Source organism: Rhodococcus sp. 06-418-5 (assembly GCF_002258285.1).
Classification (GTDB): domain Bacteria; phylum Actinomycetota; class Actinomycetes; order Mycobacteriales; family Mycobacteriaceae; genus Rhodococcoides.
Genome location: NZ_NOYE01000024.1, coordinates 1 through 23,127 on the forward strand (window position 1 = coordinate 1; position 23,127 = coordinate 23,127).

Genomic DNA, 23,127 nt, shown 5'->3' on the forward strand with positions numbered 1-23,127 from the left:
TTACCGCTCGACTTGCATGTGTTAAGCACGCCGCCAGCGTTCGTCCTGAGCCAGGATCAAACTCTCCGTAAAAGACTCTCGATCAACAGCCGAAACTGCGAATCAGTCATAAACATAAAGAGTCAAATCACTAGCAAAAAAAACTCAACTAGCAAAACAAACAAAACCCTCTCACCTCAGACGGGAAGAATGAAGCAAGAAGATGTCACACCCACACCCCAAAAGGCATGAGCGCCAAAAACATTCGGCACTGACATTCATCGACACACTGTTGAGTTCTCAAAGAACACGCACACACCATTCACCGTCGAGCTGAAGCTCGTGGGTGTCTGGGGCAACTGTTCCAGCTTAGATCAGATGATCGAGCACAGTCAAACTGGCTTTTCATCCGTGAAGGGGTCGAAATCTTGCGATCCGATCAACTTCATCTTGTCGAAGGCGAACTCCGCGTTGCTCAGGCCTTGCGGTCTGGGCTGGCGTCCGTGTCGCTCTGACCTGGACAAAGTTACGCCCCGGATAACAACGCGTCAAATCCCCAGGTCGTTCACGGATGGTTCGCGTGAACAGCCTGGTCGCACCGCGTCACTTACCCACCCGACGGGCGTCGTAACCAAATTACACGGATGTGACTCCGGCCACTGGCAGCCATCGAAAATCTAGCCGAGGATTCGGGCTCCGGCGAAGTTCCGCTTCCCGCGTCGCACCACCAACCACCGGCCGTGCAGGAGATCGTCCGCGCCGGGCGTCCACTCCTCGTCGGAGATCTTGACGTTGTTGACCGATGCGCCACCCTCCTTGACCGCGCGTCGGGCAGCGCCCTTGCTTTCGCTCAACCCGGTAGCGACGAGCAGATCGATGATGGTGTTCGGCGCACCCGCTTCGATATCCGCCACAGACGCTTCCTGTAGCGCGGCGGCGAGCGTCTTCTCGTCGAGTTCCGTCAGTTCGGCCCGCCCGAAGAGCGCCTGGCTGGCGAGTTCGACCGATCGCGTCGCCGCTTCACCGTGGACAAGCGTGGTCATCTCTGCGGCCAAGCGCTTCTGCGCTTCGCGCGCGTGCGGACGCTCGGTGGTCGCCGACTCGAGTTCTGCCAACTCGTCCTTGGACAGGAAGGTGAACCAGCGCAGGTACTTCACCACATCCGCGTCACCGGTATTCACGAAGTACTGGTACCAGGCGTACGGGCTCGTCATCTCCGGGTCGAGCCACAGGCTGCCGCCTCCGGTGGATTTACCGAACTTCTTCCCATCGGCGGACGTGACCAGCGGAACCGTCATTGCATGGACCGACTCGGCGTCTTGACGCCGGTTGAGTTCCACCCCGGCGATGATGTTTCCCCACTGATCGGAGCCACCGATCTGGAGGCTGCAGCCGTACTGGCGGCGAAGCTGCACGTAGTCGTTCGCCTGCAGCAGCATGTAGCTGAACTCGGTGTACGACATTCCGTCGCTCTCGAGCCTGTTCTTGACCGTCTCGCGAGCAAGCATCACGTTGATCGAGAAGTGCTTGCCGATGTCGCGGAGAAAGTCGATCGCGGACAACTCCCCCGTCCAGGCCAGGTTGTTCACCACCACTGCGCCCGTCGGGCTCTCGTCCATATCGACGAACCGCTCGAGCTGTCCACGGATACGCGACGCCCAGTCGGTGACGACCTCGCGGGAATTCATGGTCCGCTCCCCCACATCGCGCGGGTCACCGATGAGTCCTGTGGCACCACCGGCGAGAACGATCGGACGGTGGCCTGCCCGCTGAAAACGCTTGAGCGCCAGCAACGGCACGAGGTGCCCTGCGTGCAGCGAAGGACCGGTCGGATCGAAGCCGGAGTACAGCGTGATCGGGCCCTCGGATGTGGCCTTCTTCAGCGCGTCCACATCGGTGGACTGCGCGATCAGTCCACGCCAGGTCATTTCGTCGATGATGTTCTCACTCACGACGTCGATTCTCCTGCATGGACGCATCCACACGTCGGTCAGGCCTCCGAGCCACCGGGAGCGGCGGCGCGAGGACTGCGTTTGTAGCTCGATACCGACGGTGACCCGAGCACCCAGAAGCGCCACGGACGATCGGCCGCGACACTCACCCCCACCCGTGGGCCGGATCCAACTACCTTCTCGTGCAGCGGGCGTTCGAGAAGGTCGAGGGTGACGGGCGACGACGCGTCGAACACGTCCTTTCCGTTGTCTTCCAGCGAGACGCCCATTGCTCGACCGAGATTGCCCGGCCCGCGGGCCCAACCGGCCTCGACCCGCGCCGATCGTGGGCCGCGGCCGGCACGCCTGCTCTCGACGACGTGGTGGCCCGCCACCACCTCACCCGCACGAAGCAACACAGCAGCGGCCGTACCGTCTGGGCCGCAGCTCACGTTCACACAGAGATGCATTCCGTAACTCAGGTAGACGTAGAGACGACCGGCAGGACCGAACATCACCTCGTTGCGAGCGGTCGGCCCCCGGAAGGAATGCGCGGCCGGATCGGGCCACGGACCGTCGAGCGGACCACCATAGGCCTCGACTTCGACGATGCGCACGGACACGTCGCCCACGGTGATGGTTCCACCGAGGATGCGTCGCGCTGCGTCGTCGGGCTCCCCGGTCTCCAACTCAACGGCATTCATCCCTCCCATGATGCTTCGCCCTTGACCACCGAGCGCGACGGGGCTACTACTGCAACATCCGACGAGTCTGGAGGCCGACATGGCGTTCACCGGTGAACACGCCGTCGACATCACAGGGCTGACGGTTCGCCGCGGCAAACGAACGGTGCTGCGCAGTTTGTCCCTGACGATCCCTCGTGGAGCCATCACGGGACTTCTCGGTCCGTCGGGCTGCGGCAAGACGACTCTGATGCGTGCGATCGTCGGCACTCAGATCGTGGACAGCGGAACCGTGACAGTCCTCGGATCTCCGGCTGGCTCGGCACCATTGCGCCGCACGGTCGGCTAAGTGACCCAGGCACCGAGTGTCTATCGAGATCTCACCGTTCTGGAGAACGTGCAGTACTTCGGGTCGCTGTACGGTCGCCGCCGCGCGGACGTGGCGTCCGCCATCGAGTCGGTCGGCCTGGCCGACCACGCATCGTCACGGGCGGGCGAACTCTCGGGTGGTCAACTGGGGCGGGTATCCCTGGCCAGTGCGCTCATTGCCGAGCCCGAGCTGATCGTGCTCGACGAACCGACCGTCGGCTTGGATCCCGTGCTGCGCTCCGAGCTGTGGTCACGTTTCGCCGATATCGCAGCACGAGGCACAACGGTGCTGGTCTCGAGCCACGTGATGGAAGAGGCCGAGCACTGCAGCCGTCTCGTTCTGATGCGCGACGGCACCGTGCTGGCCCAATCGAGCCCTGACGCCCTACTCGCATGCACGAACGAAACGACCCTCGATCGCGCATTCCTGTCTCTCGTCAGATCCATGGAACAGACATCGTGAACGCGCGGATCTATGCAGCCGGCACCGGCCGCATCCTGCGCCAGCTCAGAGCCGACCATCGATCGGTCGCCATGGTGCTGCTCGTTCCGTCCCTGCTGATGGTGTTGCTGTACTACCTCTACCAAGACGTGCCGACCCAGCCGAACCAGCAGTCGTTGTTCGATCGGATCGCCATCACGATGCTCGGCATCCTGCCGTTCGTCGTCATGTTCCTGATCACGTCGATCTCGATGCAGCGTGAACGCACCTCCGGAACGCTCGAGCGCCTGCTGACGACGCCGATGTCCAAATTGGACCTGCTTGCAAGCTACGGGTCCGCCTTCTCGCTCGCCGCTGTCGGTCAAGCGCTGCTCGCGTGCACCGTCGCGTTCGGATTTCTCGGGCTCGACATCGAGGGCTCGGTCGGATGGGTTCTGGTGATCGCAGTCCTGGGAGCGATGCTCGGCGTCGCCATCGGACTGCTGTGCAGCGCGTTCGCTCGCACCGAGTTCCAAGCCGTTCAGTTCATGCCGGTCGTCGTGATTCCGCAGTTGTTCCTGTGCGGACTACTGGTGCCACGAGACCAGATGCCGAACTGGCTGAGCGCGATCAGCGATGTTCTGCCGCTGAGCTACCTGGTCGACGCGCTCCAGGAGATAGCCCGGTACCCCGCGGCCACCGGCCGTATGTGGACCGACCTCGCCTTGGTCATGGCTTTCACCGTCGCCGCGCTGATCGGAGCCGCCGCGACATTGCGTCGTAGAACCCCGTAGTCGTAGAACGCCGTAGTCGACGAACCCAGTGGTCGACGAACGCGGGGTGACCGACGGAAAGTACTAGGACGTGGCGCGCGACAGGATCGACTCGTGCTCGGCGTCGTCGACATCGCGGGCGTCGTCCGCGAGCAACACCGGGATTCCGTTCTCGATGGGATATGCACGCCGAAGTCGCGGGTTGTAGAGCAGTTCCCCTTCGATCAACAACAGCGGTCCCTTGTCCACTGGGCACGCAAGAATGGAAAGCAGTGTCGAATCGATTGCCACGGGTGTCCTTCGTTCTGATCCGGTCGAACCGGAAGTGGTGTACTCGCTTACGCTACCGAACACGTTCCGTTCTGCCCTGAGTCATTGCTATGACGTCATTGCTACGACGATTGTTCGGCGGCGGCTTCTCGTCCGACGAACCGCTCGGCCACAACAGCTTTCGTCATTCGACGATAGCTGTTCGACTCGGAGTCGTAGTACCACGAACGCGCACTCGGCGTCGGAATGCCGACCTGCTTCAACGCCGTCGCGGTCGGTCGGTACGCGCGACCCACCGGAATTTCGGGCACCACGTGCACGATCGCCGGGCGCTCCGCCGGCAGGAGCACGCCGAGAGTGTCCGTCAACGCACGAGCGGTGATCACCGCTTCCGGTTGCAGCGATATGGCGCAGACGGCCACCTCGGTGGCCGATGCCTCGACGCGCACCGATCGTGGCCGATCGGACGTCACCCGCACTCCGTACACCACAGCCGAATCGACCTGGTCCAGGTCACCCACCGCGTCGACGATCGGTTGGGTGTACACCGGCCCGCAGGCCGATCGCACGACGGTGTCCTTGCGGTCGACGAGCCAGTAGTCGCCGTCGGAATCGCGACGGAACAGGTTCTCGGTGGGGATCCACGCGTCCGCGGGTTCGAATACTCCCCGCATGACGTGACTGGTCGCTTCGCCGTCTCCGCTCGGTCGGCCGAGGAGTAGTCCGATCTCGTCGTCGCGGCACTGTCGGACGAAGCCCTCGTCGTCCTCTTCGAGACGCCCGGTGATCGGGTCGTAGGCCGCCAATGCAACCCGTGCGCTACCGGGCAACGGGCGGCCCTTGGATCCGATCTTCGAGCCTGCGACGTTGGCAAGAATCACGTCGTTCTCGGTGGAGGCGTAGAACTCGAGTACCCGAGCCGGGCTGAATCTTGCGAGAGTGCGTCGCCACAGCCCCACCGGCATGCCGGATCCGATGAACAGCCGCACCGGGTGACCGGAGTCGACGGGGAATCGGCCGTCGTCGAGGATCTGACGCATCATCGTCCAGGTGTAGCTCACGACCGTGACGCCGTAGCGGTAGACCTCTTCGCTGAACCTCTCGGGCTCGAGACCACGCGACAGTGCGATCCGCGATCCGCCCGCGAGTGCACCACCGATCGTGACGAGGATTCCTGCCGAATGATGCAGCGGTGCAAGGCAATACACAGTATCGCCGGGACCGAGAGCAGCAGTGGTGGCCGTACCGAAAGCGGACAAGGCCCAGCGGTGGTTGGTGATGTATCGCGGTTCGAGACCGTGATCGGTAGTCGTGAACAGGATCATCGCCAGTTCGCGGGCACGACCCGGGTCCGGCTCGTACCACTGGGGCAAACGCACCGTGTCGGGATCGATGGCCTCGAGATCTGTGACCTCGTATCCGGACGGGACGTCGAGCGTCCGCGTGTCTCCGCCGCCGAGCACCAGGACGTTCGGTGTCACCGACACTGCAGCTGCCACGTTCTCCGGATCCGCGATCACCGTGTCGACGTCGACGGTCCGCAAGGCTGCAGTCAGGTCGCTGCCAGGCTGCAGCAGAACAGGCACCGCCCCGATCCGCGAGAGCGCCGCCATGGCAGCCAACGCGCTGGGGCGGGTCTCCATCAGCACTCCGATGCGCGACGCGGGCCGCACGCCGACGCTGATCAGACCGCGCACCACGTTGTCGATGCGAACGTTCACGGCATCGTAGGTGTGCACTCGATCGTCGAACAGGAAGCACTCGCCGTTGGGAGATTTACGTCCCTGTTCGGCGATCAAGCGGCCCAACGAGACTCGGCTGTGGGGCTGCATCTGCCCCAGGCGGGCGAGCCTCGGCAAGGTACGCACGGCTTCGGACGAGATCTCCCGGGTACCGCGCACCGCCCCCGTCGCGGCCGACGCCAGCCCGCGGCCGACACCGACGCCGACTTCGGCGATGGAGGCAGCGGTATGAATCAGTCGATTGGTGATCGACACTCCGCTGTCGCTGTCACCGTGATCCTCGCGTTCCATGACGCGGACCGCCTCGGGCCTGGGTCCGAGATCTTCCCGCCACCGAATCCAGTTTCCCGTCGTCGGCCACGTCTGCGCAGCCGCGGTACTGCCGACAACCAAGCCGAAATGGCCTGCGCGCAAGGTTGTTTCGAAGACCTGCGCACGCGGGGCAGCGCGCTGGATGCCGCGAACGGCGAGCGGTTGACCGATGTCGTCCACCTCGCCGACGAAGGCCAACACCGGCACCGTCAGTTCTGCCAGAGTCAACAGTCTGTCCTTGATGACGAACCCGCCGGTCATCATGCGGTTGTGCACGACGAACTGCTTCAACAACTCGGCAACGGCCGGGCCGGACCAGGCCACCCACCCGTCCATCGCCAGAAAGCGTCGCTGCGGCTCGCGTGGCAACAGTGCCTCACGGTCGTGCAACTGGCGTAGGAAATCCAAGCGCGACCGCACGGTCTTCGCCGGATCGAGCAATTGGAATCCCGTCCGCGCCATCCACCCCGACACGGCGAGCCGGGTGAACACATGGTCGGCCAGGAACTCCGCACCTCGCGTCGCCACTCCGGCCGGGATCCCGAGAGGCAAACCGGCGAGTGTATCGACCGGAGCCCCGAAGGTGATGAGACTGGCCAGATTTCGGCCGCCTCGGTAGGCGGCCGCCTGGTAGCAGAACATTCCGCCCTGGGAATAGCCACCCAGGTGTACATCGCGACCGGTGTGCTCGTGCACCTTGTCGACGACCTCGCTGATCGCCACCACGTGATCGGCGAGCGTGCGGCCCCATCCGCCTTCCTCGGTATCGGGCGAACCGAAGTCGACGACCCACGGATCCAACCCCATGCCGTGCAGGATTCCCGCCGCCCCTTGGTCGGTCGTCACGTCGTAGACGTCCGCGGAGACCATCATCGGAGGAATCAGCACCACCGGAGGACTGTCCGCAGGAACATCGTCGGGGAAGTAACGACGAAGCCGATACATCGGCTCGCGGTCCATCACCCGAAACGGTGACGGGTCCACCTCGGTCTCGAGCCCACCGAGACGGATGACCTCGAGACCGTTCTGCGCCGTGGCGATGGCACGGCGCAGTGGGCCGCGTACGGCGTCTGCATTCAGTCCCACAAGTACACTCCTGCGTTCGGCCCCGACGGAACGACCGGCATCGGTCTTCGCGTGACGAAAGCTTCTCACATCACACTCGACGAACCGGCAGGGATGTCGATTGCGCACTCAGTGCCGCAACACCGGTTCCTCGGCCCACGTACGCAGCATCGACGCCGTGGCTCGCACGCCCCCGAGCTGATGCGCCACCTGCACCGCGGCAGTGCCACCGCGGGCGTCCCGCGACGAGATGGAACCCTCCACCGTGAGCACCTCACGAACGGCCGGCGTGAGGGAAGGATCGATCGCGGCGAGCTCGTCGTCGGTCAGATCCGCCAGCCCGACGCCTCGCGCCTCGGCCGCTCGGACACAGGCACCCGCGGCCTCGTGAGCTACGCGGAACGCAATCCCCTGCCGCACCATCCACTCGGCGATGTCGGTGGCGAGCGTGAACCCGGCCGGTGCGAGTTCGGCCATGCGCTCGGTGTGGAATTCGAGCGTTGCCGTCAATCCCGTGAGTGCAGGCAGCAACAGCTCGAGCTGCGCCACCGAGTCGAACACCGGCTCCTTGTCCTCCTGGAGATCACGGTTGTAGGCCAACGGTTGCGCCTTGAGCGTGGCCAGTAGACCAGTAAGGTTTCCGATCAGTCGACCGGTCTTTCCGCGGGTCAGCTCCGCGACATCCGGATTCTTCTTCTGCGGCATGATCGAACTGCCCGTGGACCATGCGTCGGCCAATGTGACGTAGCCGTACTCGGGCGTGCTCCACGATATGACCTCCTCGGCGAACCGAGACAGATCGACCGCCGTCATCGCCAACACGAACGCAGCCTCGGCCGCGAAGTCGCGCGAGGACGTGGCGTCGATCGAGTTCTCAGCGGATGAGTCGAATCCGAGCTCGGCTGCGATCTTCTCCGGACTCAGACCCAGTGACGAACCGGCGAGAGCCCCGGAACCGTACGGCGACACCGCTGCTCGCGTGTCGAAGTCCGCGAAGCGCTGCACGTCGCGCAGCAACGGATGGGTGTGCGCGAGCAGATGATGCGCCAGCAACACCGGCTGCGCGGCCTGCGAATGCGTCTTGCCCGGCATGACGGCCGTCGGATGCGCCGCTGCCTGGGTGGCCAACGCGTCGACCACATCGAGAACGCCGACCGACACCCGACGGACGGCGTCGCGCAGCCACATCCGGAACAGCGTGGCGACCTGGTCGTTACGCGACCGGCCCGCGCGCAGCCGGCCCCCGACCTCGGGTCCGACACGATCGATCAGACCGCGTTCGAGAGCGCCGTGCACGTCCTCGTCGGAATCGGCTGCCACGAACGCACCGGAGGCGACGTCGTCGGCGAGACGCTGCAAACCGTCGAGCATGGTCTTGAGGTCCTGCGGGGTGAGCAGTCCGGCACCGTTCAGCACCCGGGCGTGCGCCATGGATGCGCGGATGTCGTACGGCGCGAGTACCCAGTCGAAGTGCGTCGACTTGCTCAACGCCGCCATGGCGGCGGCCGGTCCGGATGCGAATCTGCCACCCCAGAGCGAACCCTCGTTGGTTCCGTGTGAGATCTCCGAATTCGTCACAGGCCCAGGTCCCGCTTCGCGGCGATCTTCGACGAGAGTCCGTGCAGCTGAACGAATCCCTTGGCCGCGGACTGGTCGAACGTGTCGCCCTCGTCGTAGGTGGCGAGGTTGAAGTCGTACAACGACTCACCACTGCGGCGTCCGTTGACGATGATCCCGCCCGCGTGGAGGACCAGGCGGATGTCGCCGGAAACGTGCTCCTGCGTGTGCTGCACGAACGTGTCGAGAGCGCCCTTGAGCGGGGAGTACCACAGGCCGTCGTACACCAGCTCGGCCCACTTCTGGTCGGTGTGGCGCTTGTAGCGACCGAGCTCGCGCTCGAGGGTCACGTGCTCGAGCTCCTCGTGGGCCCGGATGAGCACCATGGCACCGGGTGCCTCGTAGATCTCGCGACTCTTTATGCCGACGAGCCGATCCTCGACGACGTCCAAGCGGCCGACACCCTGCGGTCCGGCACGAGTGTTGAGCTCCTGGATCGCTTCGAGTACCGAGACCGGACGGCCGTCGATCGCGACGGGGCGACCCTTGTCGAACGAGACGATGAGCTCGTCGGGAGCCTGGAAGTTGACCGTCGGATCCTCGGTGTAGTCGTAGACGTCCTTGGTCGGCGCGTTCCACAGGTCCTCGAGGAAACCGGTCTCCACCGCGCGTCCCCAGACGTTCTGGTCGATCGAGAACGGCGACTTGGTGGTCACGTTGATCGGGATGTCGTTCTCTTCGGCGAACTTGATCGCCTTCTCGCGCGTCCACGCGTAGTCGCGAACCGGTGCCAACACCTCGAGCTCGGGGGCGAGGGTGTTGAAGCCGACCTCGAACCGAACCTGGTCGTTGCCCTTGCCCGTGCACCCGTGTGCGACAACGGTTCCGCCGTGCGCCCGCGCGTTCTCGACGAGGTGCTTGACGATCAACGGACGGCTGATGGCCGACACGAGCGGGTACCGATCCATGTACAGCGCGTTGGACTGGATCGTCGGCAGGCAGTACTCGTCGGCGAACTCGTCCCTGGCATCGACGACGACGGATTCGACTGCGCCGCAATCGAGTGCGCGCTGACGCACGACGTCCATGTCCTCGCCGCCCTGCCCCAGATCGATGGCGACGGCAACGACCTCCTTGCCGGTCTCCCTCCCGATCCAGCTGATGGCGACGGAGGTGTCGAGTCCGCCGGAATAGGCGAGGATGACGCGTTCGGCCATGGTGTTCAAGCTCCTTCGTTGTTCTTGTTGCGCATGATGGGTAACCGGATCTCAGTTACCGCGTCGAGCAAGCTTTTCGATCTTGTCCGCGACCTCGCCACCGGTATGTGGCTCGCGGGCTATCAACAGAATCGTGTCGTCTCCTGCGATGGTCCCGACGATCTCGGGCATCGCAGCGCGATCGAGAGCGCTGGCCAGGTAGTGCGCCGCGCCGGGTGGTGTTCGGAGCACGGCCTGGTTTCCGCTGTGATCGGTGGACACCAACAACTCACCCAGCAACTTCAGGAGCCGATCGGTGCCTCCGGACACTCCGCGAACCGGGCTGCCGTCCTCGGGCACGACGTACACCCCCACTCCACCGTCGGGTGCGCGCAGCTTCACCGCACCCAGTTCCTCCAGGTCCCGCGAAAGCGTCGCCTGAGTGGTGTCGATTCCCTCGGCGGCGAGCAACGACGCCAGCTGCGGTTGACTACGTACCTGATGCGTGGCCAGCAACGCGATGATCCGCGCCTGCCTGCCCGCGCGGGTCGACGCCGTCAACGGCACCGCAGTGACGTCCTCGCTCATGGTCGACTGGCCTGTTCGAGAAGCCACACCAGCAGAGCCTTCTGCGCGTGCAGGCGATTCTCGGCCTCGTCCCAGACGACGCTCTGCGGACCGTCGAGCACCTCGTCGGTGATCTCCTCGCCGCGATGTGCGGGCAGGCAGTGCAGCACAACGGCATCCGACTGGGCCTTAGAGAGCAGATCGGAGTCGATTCGATAGGGCCGGAACGGGGCGACGCGATCGAGACCGTCGTTCTCCTGGCCCATCGACGTCCAGGTGTCGGTGACGAGCGCGTCGGCACCGGTGGCTGCCTCGACCGGATCCTCGGTGATGGTGATGGTGGCCCCGGTTTCCTCGGCGCGAGCCTGCGCCGCGTCGAGTACGTAGCCGAGCGGCGCGAAATCCTTTGGCGCGGCAATCCGCACGTTCAGCCCGGCCGTGACACCGCCGATCAGCAGCGAGTGCGCCATGTTGTTGGCACCGTCACCGAAGTAGGCCAAGGTGCGGCCCTGCAGATTTCCCTTGTGCTCGATCAGGGTCTGCAGATCCGCCAGAACCTGGCAGGGGTGGAACTCGTTGGAGAGGGCGTTGACGATCGGAATGGTTGCGCCGGTGGCCATCTGCTCGAGCCGCTTCTGTCCGAACGTGCGCCACACGACCGCCTCGACGTAGCGCGAGAGAACTCGGCCGGTGTCCTGCAGAGTCTCCTCACGACCGAGCTGTGTGTCGCGACCTGTCACGACGACCGCATGGCCACCCAACTGAGCGATGCCCATCTCGAACGAGAAGCGAGTACGCGTCGAGTTCTTCTCGAAGATGACACCGATCCCCTTGGGGCCTTCGAGAGGACGCTTCGAGAACGGTGCACGCTTGAGCTCTGCTGCCAGAGCGAGGATTTCACCCTGCTGCTGCGGCGTGATGTCGTCGTCCCGGAGGAAGTGCTGAACGGTCATGGCTGATGAGCCTCCTGTGCTGCGTCGAGAATGGCCGGTAACGCCGTCACGAACGACGCGGCTTGCTCTTCGGTGATGATCAACGGTGGTGCGAGCCGGAGCACGTCGGGCTGTGCCGCATTGAGGAGGAAGCCCGCCTCGCGCGCGGCCGCTTCGGCCGCCGGTGCGACGGCGGCGGTGAGGACCACGCCGAGGAGTAGTCCCGAACCCCGAACATGGCTCACCAGAGGGTGATCGAGACTCTCGATGGAGTGCGCGATCGTCTTGCCGATGCTGTCCGCGTGCGAGATCAGATCCTCGTCGGCAACGGTGCGCAGGACGGCCAGAGCCGCCGCAGCGCATACGGGGTTACCACCGAACGTGGTGCCGTGCTTGCCCGGATGCAGCAACTCCCCCGCCGCTCCGATGCCGATGCATGCACCGATGGGCAGGCCACCGCCCAGGCCCTTGGCGAGCGTGATCACGTCGGGCACGATGCCGACCGACTGGTGAGCGTAGAACCATCCCGTTCGGCCGATACCGGTCTGCACCTCGTCGAGGACCAGCAGTGCCCCGTGCTTCGCGGTGATCTCACGCGCAGCGAGGAGGTATCCCTCGGGCGGAACCACCACCCCGCCCTCGCCCATGATCGGTTCGAGAAACACTGCGGCGGTGTCGGAATCGACGGCGGCTTCCAGCGCGGCGACATCGCCGTACGGAACATGGTGCACGCCTGCAGGCATCGGCTCGAACGGGATCCGCTTGTCCGGCTGACCGGTCAGTGCGAGAGCACCCATCGTCCGTCCGTGAAAGGACTTCTCGGCGGCCACGATGTTGGGGCGGCCGGTGAGGCGAGCAATCTTGAAGGCCGCCTCGTTGGCCTCGGTTCCGGAGTTGCACAGGAACACCCGGCCGGTGGTCCCGGCACCGAGGTGCGCGAGCAATTGCTCGGCCAGCGCAATACCTGGTTCTGTCGCATAGAGATTCGAGGTGTGCCCGAGAGTGGACAGCTGAGTGGTGACCGCCTCGATCACCGCCGGATGGCCATGTCCGAGGATGTTCACGGCGATACCAGCGAGCAGGTCCAGATACTGCTTTCCGTCGGCGTCCGTCACCACCGCACCTTCGCCGCGCACGAGCGCCACGCGCGGAGCACCGTAATTGTCCATCAACGAATTCGACCACCGCTGTTGCAGATCGAGGGTGGACTCGGTGCCGGTCATGGCGTGACTCCTGACGTAGAAGAATGATCGGGGGTGACCATGGTGCCGATCCCCTCACCGGTGAACAGCTCCACCAGCACGGAATGTTCGACGCGACCGTCGATGACATGCGCCGACGGCACACCCGCTCGAACCGCACGCAGACACGCTTCCATCTTCGGCACCATCCCGGCGTCGAGCGAGGGCAGCAACGCCTCGAGCGCGGACGCGTCGATCTCGGAGGTCAACGAGCTGCGATCGGGCCAATCGGTGTACAGGCCTTCGACATCGGTGAGCACCACCATCTTCTCGGCACCGATGGCACTGGCCAGCGCCGCGGCCGCAGTGTCGGCGTTGATGTTGTGCACGACGCCGTCGCGGTCGGGAGCGATGGTGGACACCACCGGAATGCGTCCTGCTGCAATGAGATCGAACACCGCAGCGGGGTTCACCGACGTGACGTCGCCGACGAGGCCGATGTCGGTGTCGATGCCGTCGACCAGCACGGTCCGACGCGTTGCGGTGAACAGGTGCGCATCCTCACCGGAGATCCCCACGGCATACGGACCGTGACCGTTGATCAGGCCGACCAGCTCGCGCCCGACCTGTCCGAACAGCACCATCCGCGCAACGTCCATGACCTCGGGCGTGGTGACGCGGAATCCGCCGCGGAATTCACCTGCCAGGCCGAGTCTGGTCAGCATGGCCGAGATCTGCGGCCCTCCGCCGTGCACGACGACCGGATGAATTCCGACGGTGCGCAGAAACACCATGTCGGCCGCGAACGCCCGCTTCAGATCGTCGTCGATCATGGCGTTTCCGCCGTATTTCACCACGACGATCTTGCCCGAGAATCGCTGCAGCCACGGCAGTGCCTCGGCGAGGGTGAACGCCTTCTGCGCGGCCGTCAAATCCAGTGCGGCGGATGTCATGACGAGTACGCCGAGTTCTCTTCGACGTACGCGTGCGAGAGGTCGGTCGTTCGGATGGTGGCCGACCCCGCGCCCAGACCCAGATCGATGGTCACCTCGATGTCGACACCGGACAGGTCGACCTCGCGAGCGCCCGGCGCTCCCACGCCGTCGATGCACACCGGACTGCCGTTGAAGGACACGGCAATTCGATCCGGGTCGAGCTCGATAGGGGCGATGCCGATTGCCGCGAGAACGCGGCCCCAGTTGGGATCGGAACCGAACAGTGCCGTCTTGGTCAGAGAGTCCCTGGCGACCGTGCGTGCACCGATCAGGGCTTCGTCCTCGGACACCGCGCCCGACACGGTGATCCGCACTCGCTTGGTCACGCCCTCGGCGTCGGCCATCATCTGGTCGGCCAGGTCGTCGCACACCGCCAGGACCGCGGCGTCGAGTTCTTCCTGTGACGGTGCCACTCCGCTGGCCCCGGAGGAGAGCAACAGCACCGTGTCGTTGGTCGACGATGCGCCGTCGACGTCGAGCCGGTCGTAGGACAATCGGGTCGCCGCGCGCAGTGCCTTGTCGAGCTGGTCTGCGGTGGCAACGGCATCGGTGGTGATGACACTGAGCATCGTGGCCAACGACGGCGCCAGCATGCCTGCCCCCTTGGCCATGCCGCCGACGTTCCATTTGTCGGCATGATGAACAGCCGCCTGCTTGGGCACGGTGTCGGTGGTCATGATCGCGTACGCCGCATCGGTACCACCGGAAATGCCGCCTGCGAGTTCGTGCACGACCTCGGTCACGCCGGGCAGCAGCTTGTCCATCGGGAGCCGGTCACCGATGAGCCCCGTCGAGCAGACGGCAACCTCGACAGCGCCGGTCTCGGAACCCCAATTGCTCAGTGCCGACGCCACTTCCTCGGCCGTGCGGTGCGCGTCCTGGAACCCGGGCGCACCCGTGCAGGCGTTGGCACCACCGGAGTTGAGGATCACCGCACGCAGTCGACCGGTGGACAGCACCTGCCGAGACCACAACACCGGCGCTGCCTTGACCTTGTTGCGGGTGAACACACCCGCTGCCGCGAAGTCGGGACCCTCGTTGAACACCAGGGCCAGATCGGACTTACCACTTGCCTTGATACCGGCCGGAATACCGGCGGCACGGAAACCCGCGGGAGCGGTGACACCCTGTGTGCGCACGAGCTTGCCCGCAACCGTGCCGACGGCCTCCGCCTGGCTCCCGACGCTGCTCATGGTGCTACTCCTACGGTAGAGAGACCCTCGGTCTCGGTGATTCCCAGTGCGAGATTCATGGATTGGACTGCTGCTCCCGCCGTGCCCTTGGCCAGATTGTCGATGGCCGCGATCACGACGAGCAAGCCGGCGTCTGCATCGACCGACACGCTCATCTGCACGGCATTCGATCCGATGACCGAACCGGTCTGCGGAAGCCGGCCGGCCGGAAGCACGTGCACGAACGGCTCTGCGGCGTATGCCTTTTCGTACACCTCGACGGCCTGTGCCTGCGTGGCGGTGGTGACCGCGGTACAGGTGGCGAGGATCCCGCGCGGCATCGGGGCGAGAACCGGCGTGAAGGACACCGCGACAGCGCTACCGGCGACGGCCGAGAGGTTCTGCACGATCTCGGGAGTGTGGCGATGCGCGCCCGCAACCGCGTACGCCCGAACCGAACCCATCACCTCCGAACCCAGAAGATCGGCCTTGGGAGCGCGACCGGCACCCGAGGTACCGCTCACGGCGACGATATTGACGCGAGGCTCGATGATGCCTGCGGCGACCGCGGGTGCGAGCGCGAGAGACGACACCGTCGGGTAGCACCCGGGAACGGCGATGCGGGTGGCACCGACGAGCCGCTCGCGGCCACCCGGCAGCTCCGGCAGGCCGTACGGCCAACTGCCCGCGTGAGGACTCTTGTAGTACTTCTCCCAGGCCGCACCGTCGGTGAGACGAAAGTCGGCACCGCAATCGATGATCAGCACGGAATCGGGCAGCTGCAGTGCGAGCTCGGCGGACTTACCGTGTGGGAGGCCGAGGAACACGACATCGTGCCCTGCGAGTTCGTCGACAGTGGTGGGACCGAGAACGCGATCTGCCAGTGGCAACAGGTGGGGATGGAATTCACCCAGCGTCGCGCCTGCATTGCCGCCCGCAGTCAGAGAGCCGATGATCAACGAACCGTCGCGCACTCCCGGGTGCCCGAGCAGCAGCCTGAGAATCTCACCGCCGGCGTATCCGCTGGCACCCGCGACCGCGACGCGCCGCGGCGTCGCCTCCGAAGTAATCATACGGTTTATTATGCAGCATCATGCAAGCTCATTCATGAACGGGTCCGCTGTGTCAGCGTCCACCCATGGACTTGCGGATCTCGTCGAGCTTCCTGCGGCCCGCTTCCTGCCGTTCGTTCCACTGCTCGTCGAGGTCACGGCCCGCCCTCGACTCACGGTCCAACTCCTCTGCGCCGACGGCTGTGCCCGCGCGCTGTTCGACCCTGTCTCGCACACCGTCCCACGTCGGCACCCCCGAATCGGTGAAGTCACCGATCGGTGCGCTCACCGCACCGGAACCGTATCCGGTACCGCCGGGCAGGTCCTCGACCAATTCCGCGTCGATGATTCCCGGTACCGTGCCACCGAGCGGAGCCCCCGGCGGTGGATCACCGAGCGGCTGGTCGATCCGCGGCTTGGTCACCTGCGGGACGTCGACATCGGGAACCGTTCCGGGTGGGGCTCCACGATCGGGGGTGACCGGCTCCGGATCTGCAGTACCCAGCTCGGCCGCCAGAGCCGCCGCGGCAGCCGCCACCGGGGCCAACCGCGGACGACCCGACACTGCAGCGAGGATCTGCTCGATCACCTGCATATCCGTCGCCGTACCGTCTGTCCCGAATTCACTCATGCGCTGCTCCCGTCACCTGTGGCCACTCGTGACTCCACGCTACGGACACCCGAGCCCGGGCGTGCACGGATCCAACTGCGCAGCGGCGCCGAGTCCGCTGCGCAACTGCGCTGAGTCAACTGCGCAACTGCGCTGAGTCAACTGCGCAACTGAGCTCCGACGGCCTTCGATGCCGCTTCGACCGCCGCATCGCGGGCAGCCGTCGCCTGATCCTCGGTCAAGGTGCCGTCGGCTCCGCGGAATCGCAACGCGAACGCCAGGGACTTACGACCCTCACCGACCTGTTCGCCCTCGTAGACGTCGAACAAACGAATCGACTCGAGCAGGTCGCCACCGCCGATCGTGAGTGCAGCTTGCACCGACGCCGCAGGTACGGACGCGTCGACCACCACGGCCACGTCCTGCAACACCGCCGGATACGGCGACACCTCGGGGGCAGGGAGCGATTCGACGACGGGAAGAGCGCTCAGACTCAACTCGGCGGCACACGTGCGCGGCGGCAAGCCCGCCCGCTCCAGCACCGCCGGATGCAACTCGCCCGCGTACCCGACGACCTCGCCGTCGAGCAAGACCTCCGCGCACCGACCCGGATGCCACGGAAGATGCTGTGCTGCACGAAGATCGACGTGCACCCCGGACGCCTCGGCAACGGTACGCACCGCTGCGAAGGCATCGGCGGCCTCGGCCGCGCGACCGGGACCCCAGGGACCCGACAATTCACGCTGCCCGGTGAGCACCATGCCCACATGCACCGGCTGCGCCGGCAACGAACCGCGAAGCATGGCGATCTGGTCGTCGGTCGGACGACGATCGACCGGCAACGCGTCCACCGCAGCGGTGGCATCGTGTCGAAGCACCACCTGAGCAATGCCGAACAGCGAGACGTCTCGCTGGCCGCGGGCGATGTTCCTGCTCAGCATCTCGAGCAAACCCGGAAGCACTGTGGTCGCGAGCTCGGGACGATCGGCCTCGAGCGGATTGAGCACCGAGGTGGTCGCGCGCCGCGGATCGTCTGCATCGAGTCCCCACGTGTCGAACACACCCTTGGGCAAGAACACCGGAGGCAGCACCTCGACGTACCCGGAGAACGCGAGTGCCTTGCCGACGGCTCGCCTGCGCTTCTGTTCGGCGGTGAGGCCACGACCGCCCGGGGCCGACGGCAGTACCGACGGGATCTGTTCGAGCCCTTCGAGGCGCAACACCTCTTCCACCAGGTCGGCGCGCTGCACCAGATCCGGTCGCCAGGACGGCGGGGTGACGATGAGCTGGCCGTGTCCGCCGTCGTCGACCGACACCTCGACCCCGCACCCGATCTGCGTCAACCGACGGGCAGCGGTGCCGTTCGGGTACTGCACTCCGGCGATTCGATCAGGGAGGTCGAAGTCCATCGTGATCGTGGGGTACTGGGCGGCCTCGCCGATATCGGTCAACACGGGCTCGATCCGGCCACCGGCGATCTCGACCAGCAACTGCGCGGCCCGATCGAGCGCCGCCACCGGCAGTGCCGAATCCACGGTCCGCTCGAAACGCTTGCTGGCCTCGCTGGAGAGTTTGTGACGACGACCGGTGCGGAACACCGCGAGCGGATCGAACGACGCCGCTTCGAGCACGACCTCGGTGGTCGAATCGTCGACTTCGGTGGACGCGCCGCCCATGACGCCCGCCAACGAGATCGCTCCCGATCCGTCGGCGATGACGACATCCTCGGGATCGAGAGCCCGCTCGACGCCGTCCAGGGTGGTCAGCTTCTCCCCCGCATTCGCGCGGCGGACGACGAGGTCGCCGTCGAGCTTGGACGCATCGAACGCGTGCAGCGGCTGCCCGAGCTCGTGCAGCACGTAGTTGGTGACATCGACGGCAGCCGAGATCGGGCGCACACCGGCCAGCAGAAGTCGACGCTGCATCCACCAAGGCGTGGTCGCGGTCGGATCGATGCCGACGATCTTGCGCAGCGCGAATCGCGATGCGCCCGAGTTCGGTTCGACGGTGACCGGCCACGCGTCACCGGTGACCTCGGTGGGAACCGTCCGCGCCGGATCCACGAAGGGGAGATCGAAACTGCAGGCCAGCTCACGGGCGAGGCCACGGACCGAGAAGGCGTACCCGCGATCGGGGGTCACGTTGAGCTCGATGACCGAGTCCTGCAGGCCGAGAACAGCTTTGGCGTCGTCGCCAGGAGCGGCCGTGCCCTCGGGCAGCACCAGGATTCCGGAGTGATCCTTACCCAACCCCAGTTCGAGCGTCGAGCAGATCATGCCGTTGGAGTTGCGGCCGTAGGTCTTGCGCGACGCGATGGCGAATCCCCCGGGCAGAACGCTGCCCGGCAGAGCCGCCACGATCAGGTCACCCTCGGCGAAGTTCCTGGCACCGCACACGATTTCCTGCGGCTCGGCACCGCCGACGTCCACCAGGCAGAAGCGAATCGGCTTCTTGAACTCGGTCAGCTCCTCGATCGAACTCACCCGACCCACCACCAATGGGCCGGTCACGTTGTCCAGCGAGTCGAGTTCCTCGACCTCGAACCCGACCCGCACGAAACCGGCATCGAGCTCCTCGGGCGAGACGGCCCAGTCGGGAGTCCCCGCGTGCAGGACCTCGGTCAGCCAGGATTGTGGGACTCGCACGTGTGCTCAGCTCTTTCTTGTATCCGTGAAGAAGTGGGGCGGGTGGGAAACTTCCGTCAGGCCTGAACACCGAAGGGCAACGTGAACCTGATGTCGCCCTCGACGATGTCACGCATGTCCGGGATGTCGTTGCGGAACTGCAGCGTCCGCTCGAGACCCATTCCGAACGCGAATCCGGTGTAGACCTCGGGGTCGATGCCGCTGGCCTGCAACACCTTCGGGTTGACCATTCCGCAGCCACCCCACTCGACCCAACCGGCCCCGCCCTTCTTCTTCGGGAACCACACGTCGACCTCGGCGGACGGCTCGGTGAACGGGAAGTAGTTGGGTCGCATGCGAGTACGGGTGTCGTTGCCGAACAACGCCTTGGCGAACGCATCGAGTGTGCCGCGCAGGTGCGCCATGGTCAGGCCCTTGTCGATGGCAAGACCCTCGACCTGGTGGAAGACCGGAGTGTGCGTCGTATCGAGTTCATCCGTGCGAAACGTCCGTCCCGGGCACACGACGTAGATCGGAACCTCGCGCGAGAGCATCGACCGGACCTGCACCGGTGAGGTATGGGTGCGCAGTACCTGCCGCGAACCTTCCGGTGCGATGTGAAACGTGTCCTGCATCGTGCGTGCCGGGTGGTCGGGCAGGAAGTTGAGCGCATCGAAATTGAAGTGCTCGGTCTCGACCTCGGGTCCTTCTTCGACTTCCCAGCCCATAGCGACGAAGACGTCGGCTACCTGTTCGGAAATGATCGTGATGGGGTGCCTGGCACCGACGGGAGCTCGGTCGGTCGGCAGGGTGACGTCGATGGTTTCCGCGACCAGGATGGCGGCATCACGCTCGGCCGACAGCACGGCGCGGCGCTCGTCGAAGGCCTTCTGCACTCGGTCACGCGCTGCCTTGACGCGTTTGCCCGCGTCCGCCTTCTGGTCCCCCGGGATCGCCCCGAGTGCGCGCTGTGCCAGTGCCAACGGTGCCTTGCCGCCCACATGGTCGATCTTGACCTTGGTCAGAGCATCGAGGTCCGACGCGTCGGCGAACGCCTGCTCGGCCGAGTCCACTGCGGATCCGAGCGCGGACTCCTCGAGAACGCTCGGATCCACCGGCTCGGTTCCGACATCTTTCTTCGCCACGACAGCTGCACTCCTCGAGTAATAGTCGGTGTCTGCCACGAAGGGTCGTTGCGCAGGCTTCACTCCTGCGCGGAGCAGACAGGTATCGATCCTAGGCGAGACGCGCTCACGAAGTTTCGGAGCGTCGCTGCACTCGGGCACTCGCGTACAGGCAGATCGCCGCGGCGGTGGCCAGGTTGAGGCTCTCGGCACGGCCGTGGATCGGGATTCGAATGCGGTGATCGGCATTGCGCGTCACGAACTCGGGCAGCCCGTGCGCCTCGTTGCCGAACAACCACGCGGTCGGTTGCACGAGGAGCTCATCGGCGTCGTCCAAGTCCACTTCGCCGTCGGCGGCCGTGGCGACGATGGTCAGACCCGCTCCGCGCAACGCATCGATTCCGGACTCGATCGACCGCTCCCGAGCGATGGGGAGATGGAACACGCTGCCGGCCGATGCGCGGACGCATTTGCCGTTGTGGGGGTCCACCGAGTCGCCCAACAGAACGACCGAATCCGCTCCGGCTGCGTCGGCGACGCGAATGACCGTCCCGGCATTGCCCGGCTCGGCCATCTCCACCGGTACGGCCACCAGCCGCGGTGTTCCGGCCAACGCGCGGTCGATCGGGACGTCGACCAACTCGGTGACCGCGATCAGGCCCTGCGGGGTGACGGTGTCGGACAGCGCCTTTGCAGCACGGTCGGTGATCGGATGAACTCGTGCGCCACCGGCCTCGACGGACGCGATGAGGTCGTTGTGGCGCTCGCGGGCATCGGCGGTGTAGAAGAGCTCACGAATCAACCGGGACTGCGCCGCCTCGGACACCGCATTGAAGCCTTCGGCGAGAAACAGCCCGGTCTTCTTGCGTTCCGCGGCTCGAGCGAGCTTGACGGCCGAAACGACCCGCGGAGTTCGCTCGGTCAGCGAATCCACGGGCCGTTTCGGTAGTGAGTCGTCGTACGTCGACTCGCTCAGGCTGCTTCTCCGGCCGGAGCGTTGACATCGGCAGGCAGTGCAGCCTTGGCGATGGCGACCAGGCTTGCGAACGCCGCAGCATCCGACACGGCGAGCTCGGCGAGGATCTTGCGATCGACCTCGACGCCCGCGGCCTTGAGGCCCTGGACGAAGCGGTTGTACGTGATGTCGTTGGCCCGAGCTGCAGCGTTGATACGCGTGATCCACAGCTTGCGGAAGTCACCCTTGCGCGCGCGGCGGTCCCGGTAGGCGTAGGTCAGCGAGTGGAGCTGCTGCTCCTTGGCCTTGGTGTACAGACGTGAGCGCTGTCCGCGGTAGCCCTTGGACGCTTCGAGAATCGAACGGCGCTTCTTCTGGGCGTTGACGGCCCTTTTTACGCGTGCCACTGGTAAATCCTGTCGATCTGGGGGCTTGTGAAACCCCGAATGGTAATGGGATGAAGCCGACCGCTATCGGTCGGCGGCCGGTCCAGATCAGATGCCGAGCAGGCGCTTGATCCGCGGTACGTCGGGCTTCTTGACGACGGCAACACCATCGAGGCGACGAGTCACCTTGGTGGGCTTGTGCTCGAGCAGGTGGCGACGGCCGGCCTTCTGGCGCAGGATCTTGCCGCTGCCGGACACCTTGAATCGCTTCTTGGCACCACTGTGGGTCTTCTGCTTGGGCATGAAATCCTCTTCTTCTTCTGATAGCTCTTCGGTGTTGCATGGCACAGCCGTACATCGCCACGGAAAAGCTGTGCACCGAAGCAGATGTAGGGCTGTCTTACTGGTAGAGCGCGAGGCTCAGTTGGTCTGCGCCGGAGTAGCCGGAGCTGCTGCGGCCGGTGCCTCGGCAGCCGGGGCTGCGTCGGCGGGCTGTTCCGGCGCGGGGGCCGGTGCGCGCTGGGCGGGCGGAGCCGCTGCGCTCTCCTGTGCCTTGACGCGAGTCTTGGCACCCTTGTGCGGTGCCAGCACCATCGTCATGTTGCGGCCGTCCTGCTTGGCCGAGGTCTCCACGAAGCCGAGCTCCGCGACGTCCGCGCCCAGGCGCTGCAGCAGCCGGAAGCCGAGTTCGGGACGCGACTGCTCGCGGCCACGGAACATGATGGTGACCTTGACCTTCGAGCCGGCTTCGAGGAAGCGAACGACGTTGCGCTTCTTCGTCTCGTAGTCGTGCGCGTCGATCTTGGGACGGAGCTTCTGCTCCTTGATGACGGTGAGCGTCTGGTTCTTGCGCGATTCGCGCGCCTTCTGCGCAGCCTCGTACTTGAACTTCCCGTAGTCCATGATCTTGCAGACCGGCGGACGTGCGTCGGGAGCTACTTCTACAAGATCGAGGTCGGCTTCGAGAGCCAAGCGGAGTGCATCTTCAACACGCACGATCCCCACCTGTTCACCGCCCGGTCCGACAAGCCGGACCTCGGGAACTCGGATGCGATCGTTGATGCGGGTCTCAGTGCTGATGGGGCCTCCTAGGTAGTGCGGTGTGGTGTGTAACCCGACCGCCTGCCACTGGCACAGCCCGTCGCCGTCGATCCTCGACATTCCCTGCAGCGATGCATTCCACTGCAACGAAAAAACCCTGCTCTCGGTGTGATCCGATAGCAGGGCCCGA

The 23,127-nt window shown here is 65.3% G+C and carries 20 protein-coding genes, 1 rRNA gene and 1 pseudogene; 2 read left to right on the forward strand and 20 right to left on the reverse strand.

Going from position 1 to position 23,127, the window contains the following annotated elements; genetic code table 11:
• From CH274_RS18195 to CH274_RS18205, 3 genes are all read right to left on the reverse strand, one after another.
• Window positions 1-72: ribosomal RNA gene (locus CH274_RS18195) — 16S ribosomal RNA — on the reverse strand; the annotation flags it as partial.
• Between the two features lie 584 nt (window positions 73-656).
• Window positions 657-1,931 (reverse strand): tyrosine--tRNA ligase, encoded by a 1,275-nt coding sequence (gene tyrS, locus CH274_RS18200; RefSeq protein WP_032394282.1) that lies wholly within the window; start codon window positions 1,929-1,931, stop codon window positions 657-659.
• A 38-nt stretch (window positions 1,932-1,969) separates the two neighbouring features.
• Window positions 1,970-2,614 (reverse strand): DNA-3-methyladenine glycosylase, encoded by a 645-nt coding sequence (locus CH274_RS18205; protein ID WP_032394283.1) that lies wholly within the window; start codon window positions 2,612-2,614, stop codon window positions 1,970-1,972.
• 79 nt (window positions 2,615-2,693) lie between these two features.
• Here CH274_RS18205 and CH274_RS18210 point away from each other — a divergent pair.
• Both CH274_RS18210 and CH274_RS18215 read left to right on the forward strand, forming a co-directional pair.
• Window positions 2,694-3,425: pseudogene (locus CH274_RS18210) on the forward strand (ABC transporter ATP-binding protein).
• On the forward strand, window positions 3,422-4,177 hold the full coding sequence (locus CH274_RS18215; protein ID WP_032394285.1) for an ABC transporter permease: 756 nt from the start codon (window positions 3,422-3,424) through the stop codon (window positions 4,175-4,177). Before CH274_RS18210 ends, CH274_RS18215 begins: the two are co-directional and overlap by 4 nt.
• 63 nt (window positions 4,178-4,240) lie before the next feature.
• On the opposite strand, the gene CH274_RS18220 is transcribed toward CH274_RS18215, so the two are convergent.
• From CH274_RS18220 to infC, 17 genes are all read right to left on the reverse strand, one after another.
• Window positions 4,241-4,447: a Trm112 family protein gene (locus CH274_RS18220; RefSeq protein ID WP_032394286.1), complete on the reverse strand. Its 207-nt coding sequence runs from the start codon at window positions 4,445-4,447 to the stop codon at window positions 4,241-4,243.
• Between the two features lie 101 nt (window positions 4,448-4,548).
• The gene (locus tag CH274_RS18225; protein WP_094632470.1) at window positions 4,549-7,566 is read right to left on the reverse strand and encodes an AMP-binding protein; all 3,018 of its coding nucleotides are present in this window, start codon (window positions 7,564-7,566) and stop codon (window positions 4,549-4,551) included.
• 108 nt (window positions 7,567-7,674) lie between these two features.
• A complete protein-coding gene (gene argH, locus CH274_RS18230) occupies window positions 7,675-9,123 on the reverse strand; it encodes an argininosuccinate lyase (protein WP_256993631.1) in 1,449 nt (482 codons plus the stop codon).
• Window positions 9,120-10,319 carry an argininosuccinate synthase gene (locus tag CH274_RS18235; protein WP_094658411.1) on the reverse strand — a complete coding sequence of 400 codons (1,200 nt, stop codon included), beginning with the start codon at window positions 10,317-10,319 and terminating at the stop codon, window positions 9,120-9,122. Before CH274_RS18235 ends, argH begins: the two co-directional genes overlap by 4 nt.
• 51 nt (window positions 10,320-10,370) lie before the next feature.
• Window positions 10,371-10,886, reverse strand: coding sequence for an arginine repressor (locus tag CH274_RS18240; protein WP_037192611.1), 516 nt, complete (start codon window positions 10,884-10,886; stop codon window positions 10,371-10,373).
• Window positions 10,883-11,818, reverse strand: coding sequence for an ornithine carbamoyltransferase (gene argF / locus CH274_RS18245; RefSeq protein ID WP_094632456.1), 936 nt, complete (start codon window positions 11,816-11,818; stop codon window positions 10,883-10,885). Before argF ends, CH274_RS18240 begins: the two co-directional genes overlap by 4 nt.
• Window positions 11,815-13,020, reverse strand: a complete 1,206-nt coding sequence (locus CH274_RS18250) for an acetylornithine transaminase (RefSeq protein ID WP_094658412.1) — start codon at window positions 13,018-13,020, stop codon at window positions 11,815-11,817. The genes argF and CH274_RS18250 overlap by 4 nt, the downstream gene beginning before the upstream one ends.
• Window positions 13,017-13,931 (reverse strand): acetylglutamate kinase, encoded by a 915-nt coding sequence (gene argB, locus CH274_RS18255; RefSeq protein ID WP_094658413.1) that lies wholly within the window; start codon window positions 13,929-13,931, stop codon window positions 13,017-13,019. Before argB ends, CH274_RS18250 begins: the two co-directional genes overlap by 4 nt.
• A complete protein-coding gene (gene argJ, locus CH274_RS18260) occupies window positions 13,928-15,166 on the reverse strand; it encodes a bifunctional glutamate N-acetyltransferase/amino-acid acetyltransferase ArgJ (protein ID WP_045195009.1) in 1,239 nt (412 codons plus the stop codon). Before argJ ends, argB begins: the two co-directional genes overlap by 4 nt.
• Entirely contained in the window at window positions 15,163-16,218 is a 1,056-nt protein-coding gene (gene argC / locus CH274_RS18265) for an N-acetyl-gamma-glutamyl-phosphate reductase (RefSeq protein ID WP_032394293.1), read from the reverse strand. Before argC ends, argJ begins: the two co-directional genes overlap by 4 nt.
• Before the next feature lie 52 nt (window positions 16,219-16,270).
• Entirely contained in the window at window positions 16,271-16,828 is a 558-nt protein-coding gene (locus CH274_RS18270; RefSeq protein WP_094658414.1) for a hypothetical protein, read from the reverse strand.
• 137 nt (window positions 16,829-16,965) lie between these two features.
• Complete coding sequence (gene pheT, locus CH274_RS18275) at window positions 16,966-19,452, reverse strand: phenylalanine--tRNA ligase subunit beta (protein WP_094647842.1); 2,487 nt, start codon at window positions 19,450-19,452, stop codon at window positions 16,966-16,968.
• Between the two features lie 56 nt (window positions 19,453-19,508).
• Window positions 19,509-20,576 (reverse strand): phenylalanine--tRNA ligase subunit alpha, encoded by a 1,068-nt coding sequence (gene pheS / locus CH274_RS18280; protein ID WP_045199682.1) that lies wholly within the window; start codon window positions 20,574-20,576, stop codon window positions 19,509-19,511.
• A 106-nt stretch (window positions 20,577-20,682) separates the two neighbouring features.
• Window positions 20,683-21,489 carry a TrmH family RNA methyltransferase gene (locus tag CH274_RS18285; protein ID WP_094658415.1) on the reverse strand — a complete coding sequence of 269 codons (807 nt, stop codon included), beginning with the start codon at window positions 21,487-21,489 and terminating at the stop codon, window positions 20,683-20,685.
• Window positions 21,490-21,527: 38 nt separating this feature from the next.
• Window positions 21,528-21,917 carry a 50S ribosomal protein L20 gene (gene rplT, locus CH274_RS18290; RefSeq protein ID WP_032378959.1) on the reverse strand — a complete coding sequence of 130 codons (390 nt, stop codon included), beginning with the start codon at window positions 21,915-21,917 and terminating at the stop codon, window positions 21,528-21,530.
• Between the two features lie 87 nt (window positions 21,918-22,004).
• Window positions 22,005-22,199, reverse strand: coding sequence for a 50S ribosomal protein L35 (gene rpmI, locus CH274_RS18295; RefSeq protein WP_032394297.1), 195 nt, complete (start codon window positions 22,197-22,199; stop codon window positions 22,005-22,007).
• 117 nt (window positions 22,200-22,316) lie between these two features.
• A complete protein-coding gene (infC, locus tag CH274_RS18300; RefSeq protein WP_045199680.1) occupies window positions 22,317-23,057 on the reverse strand; it encodes a translation initiation factor IF-3 in 741 nt (246 codons plus the stop codon).
• Window positions 23,058-23,127: the final 70 nt, after the last annotated feature.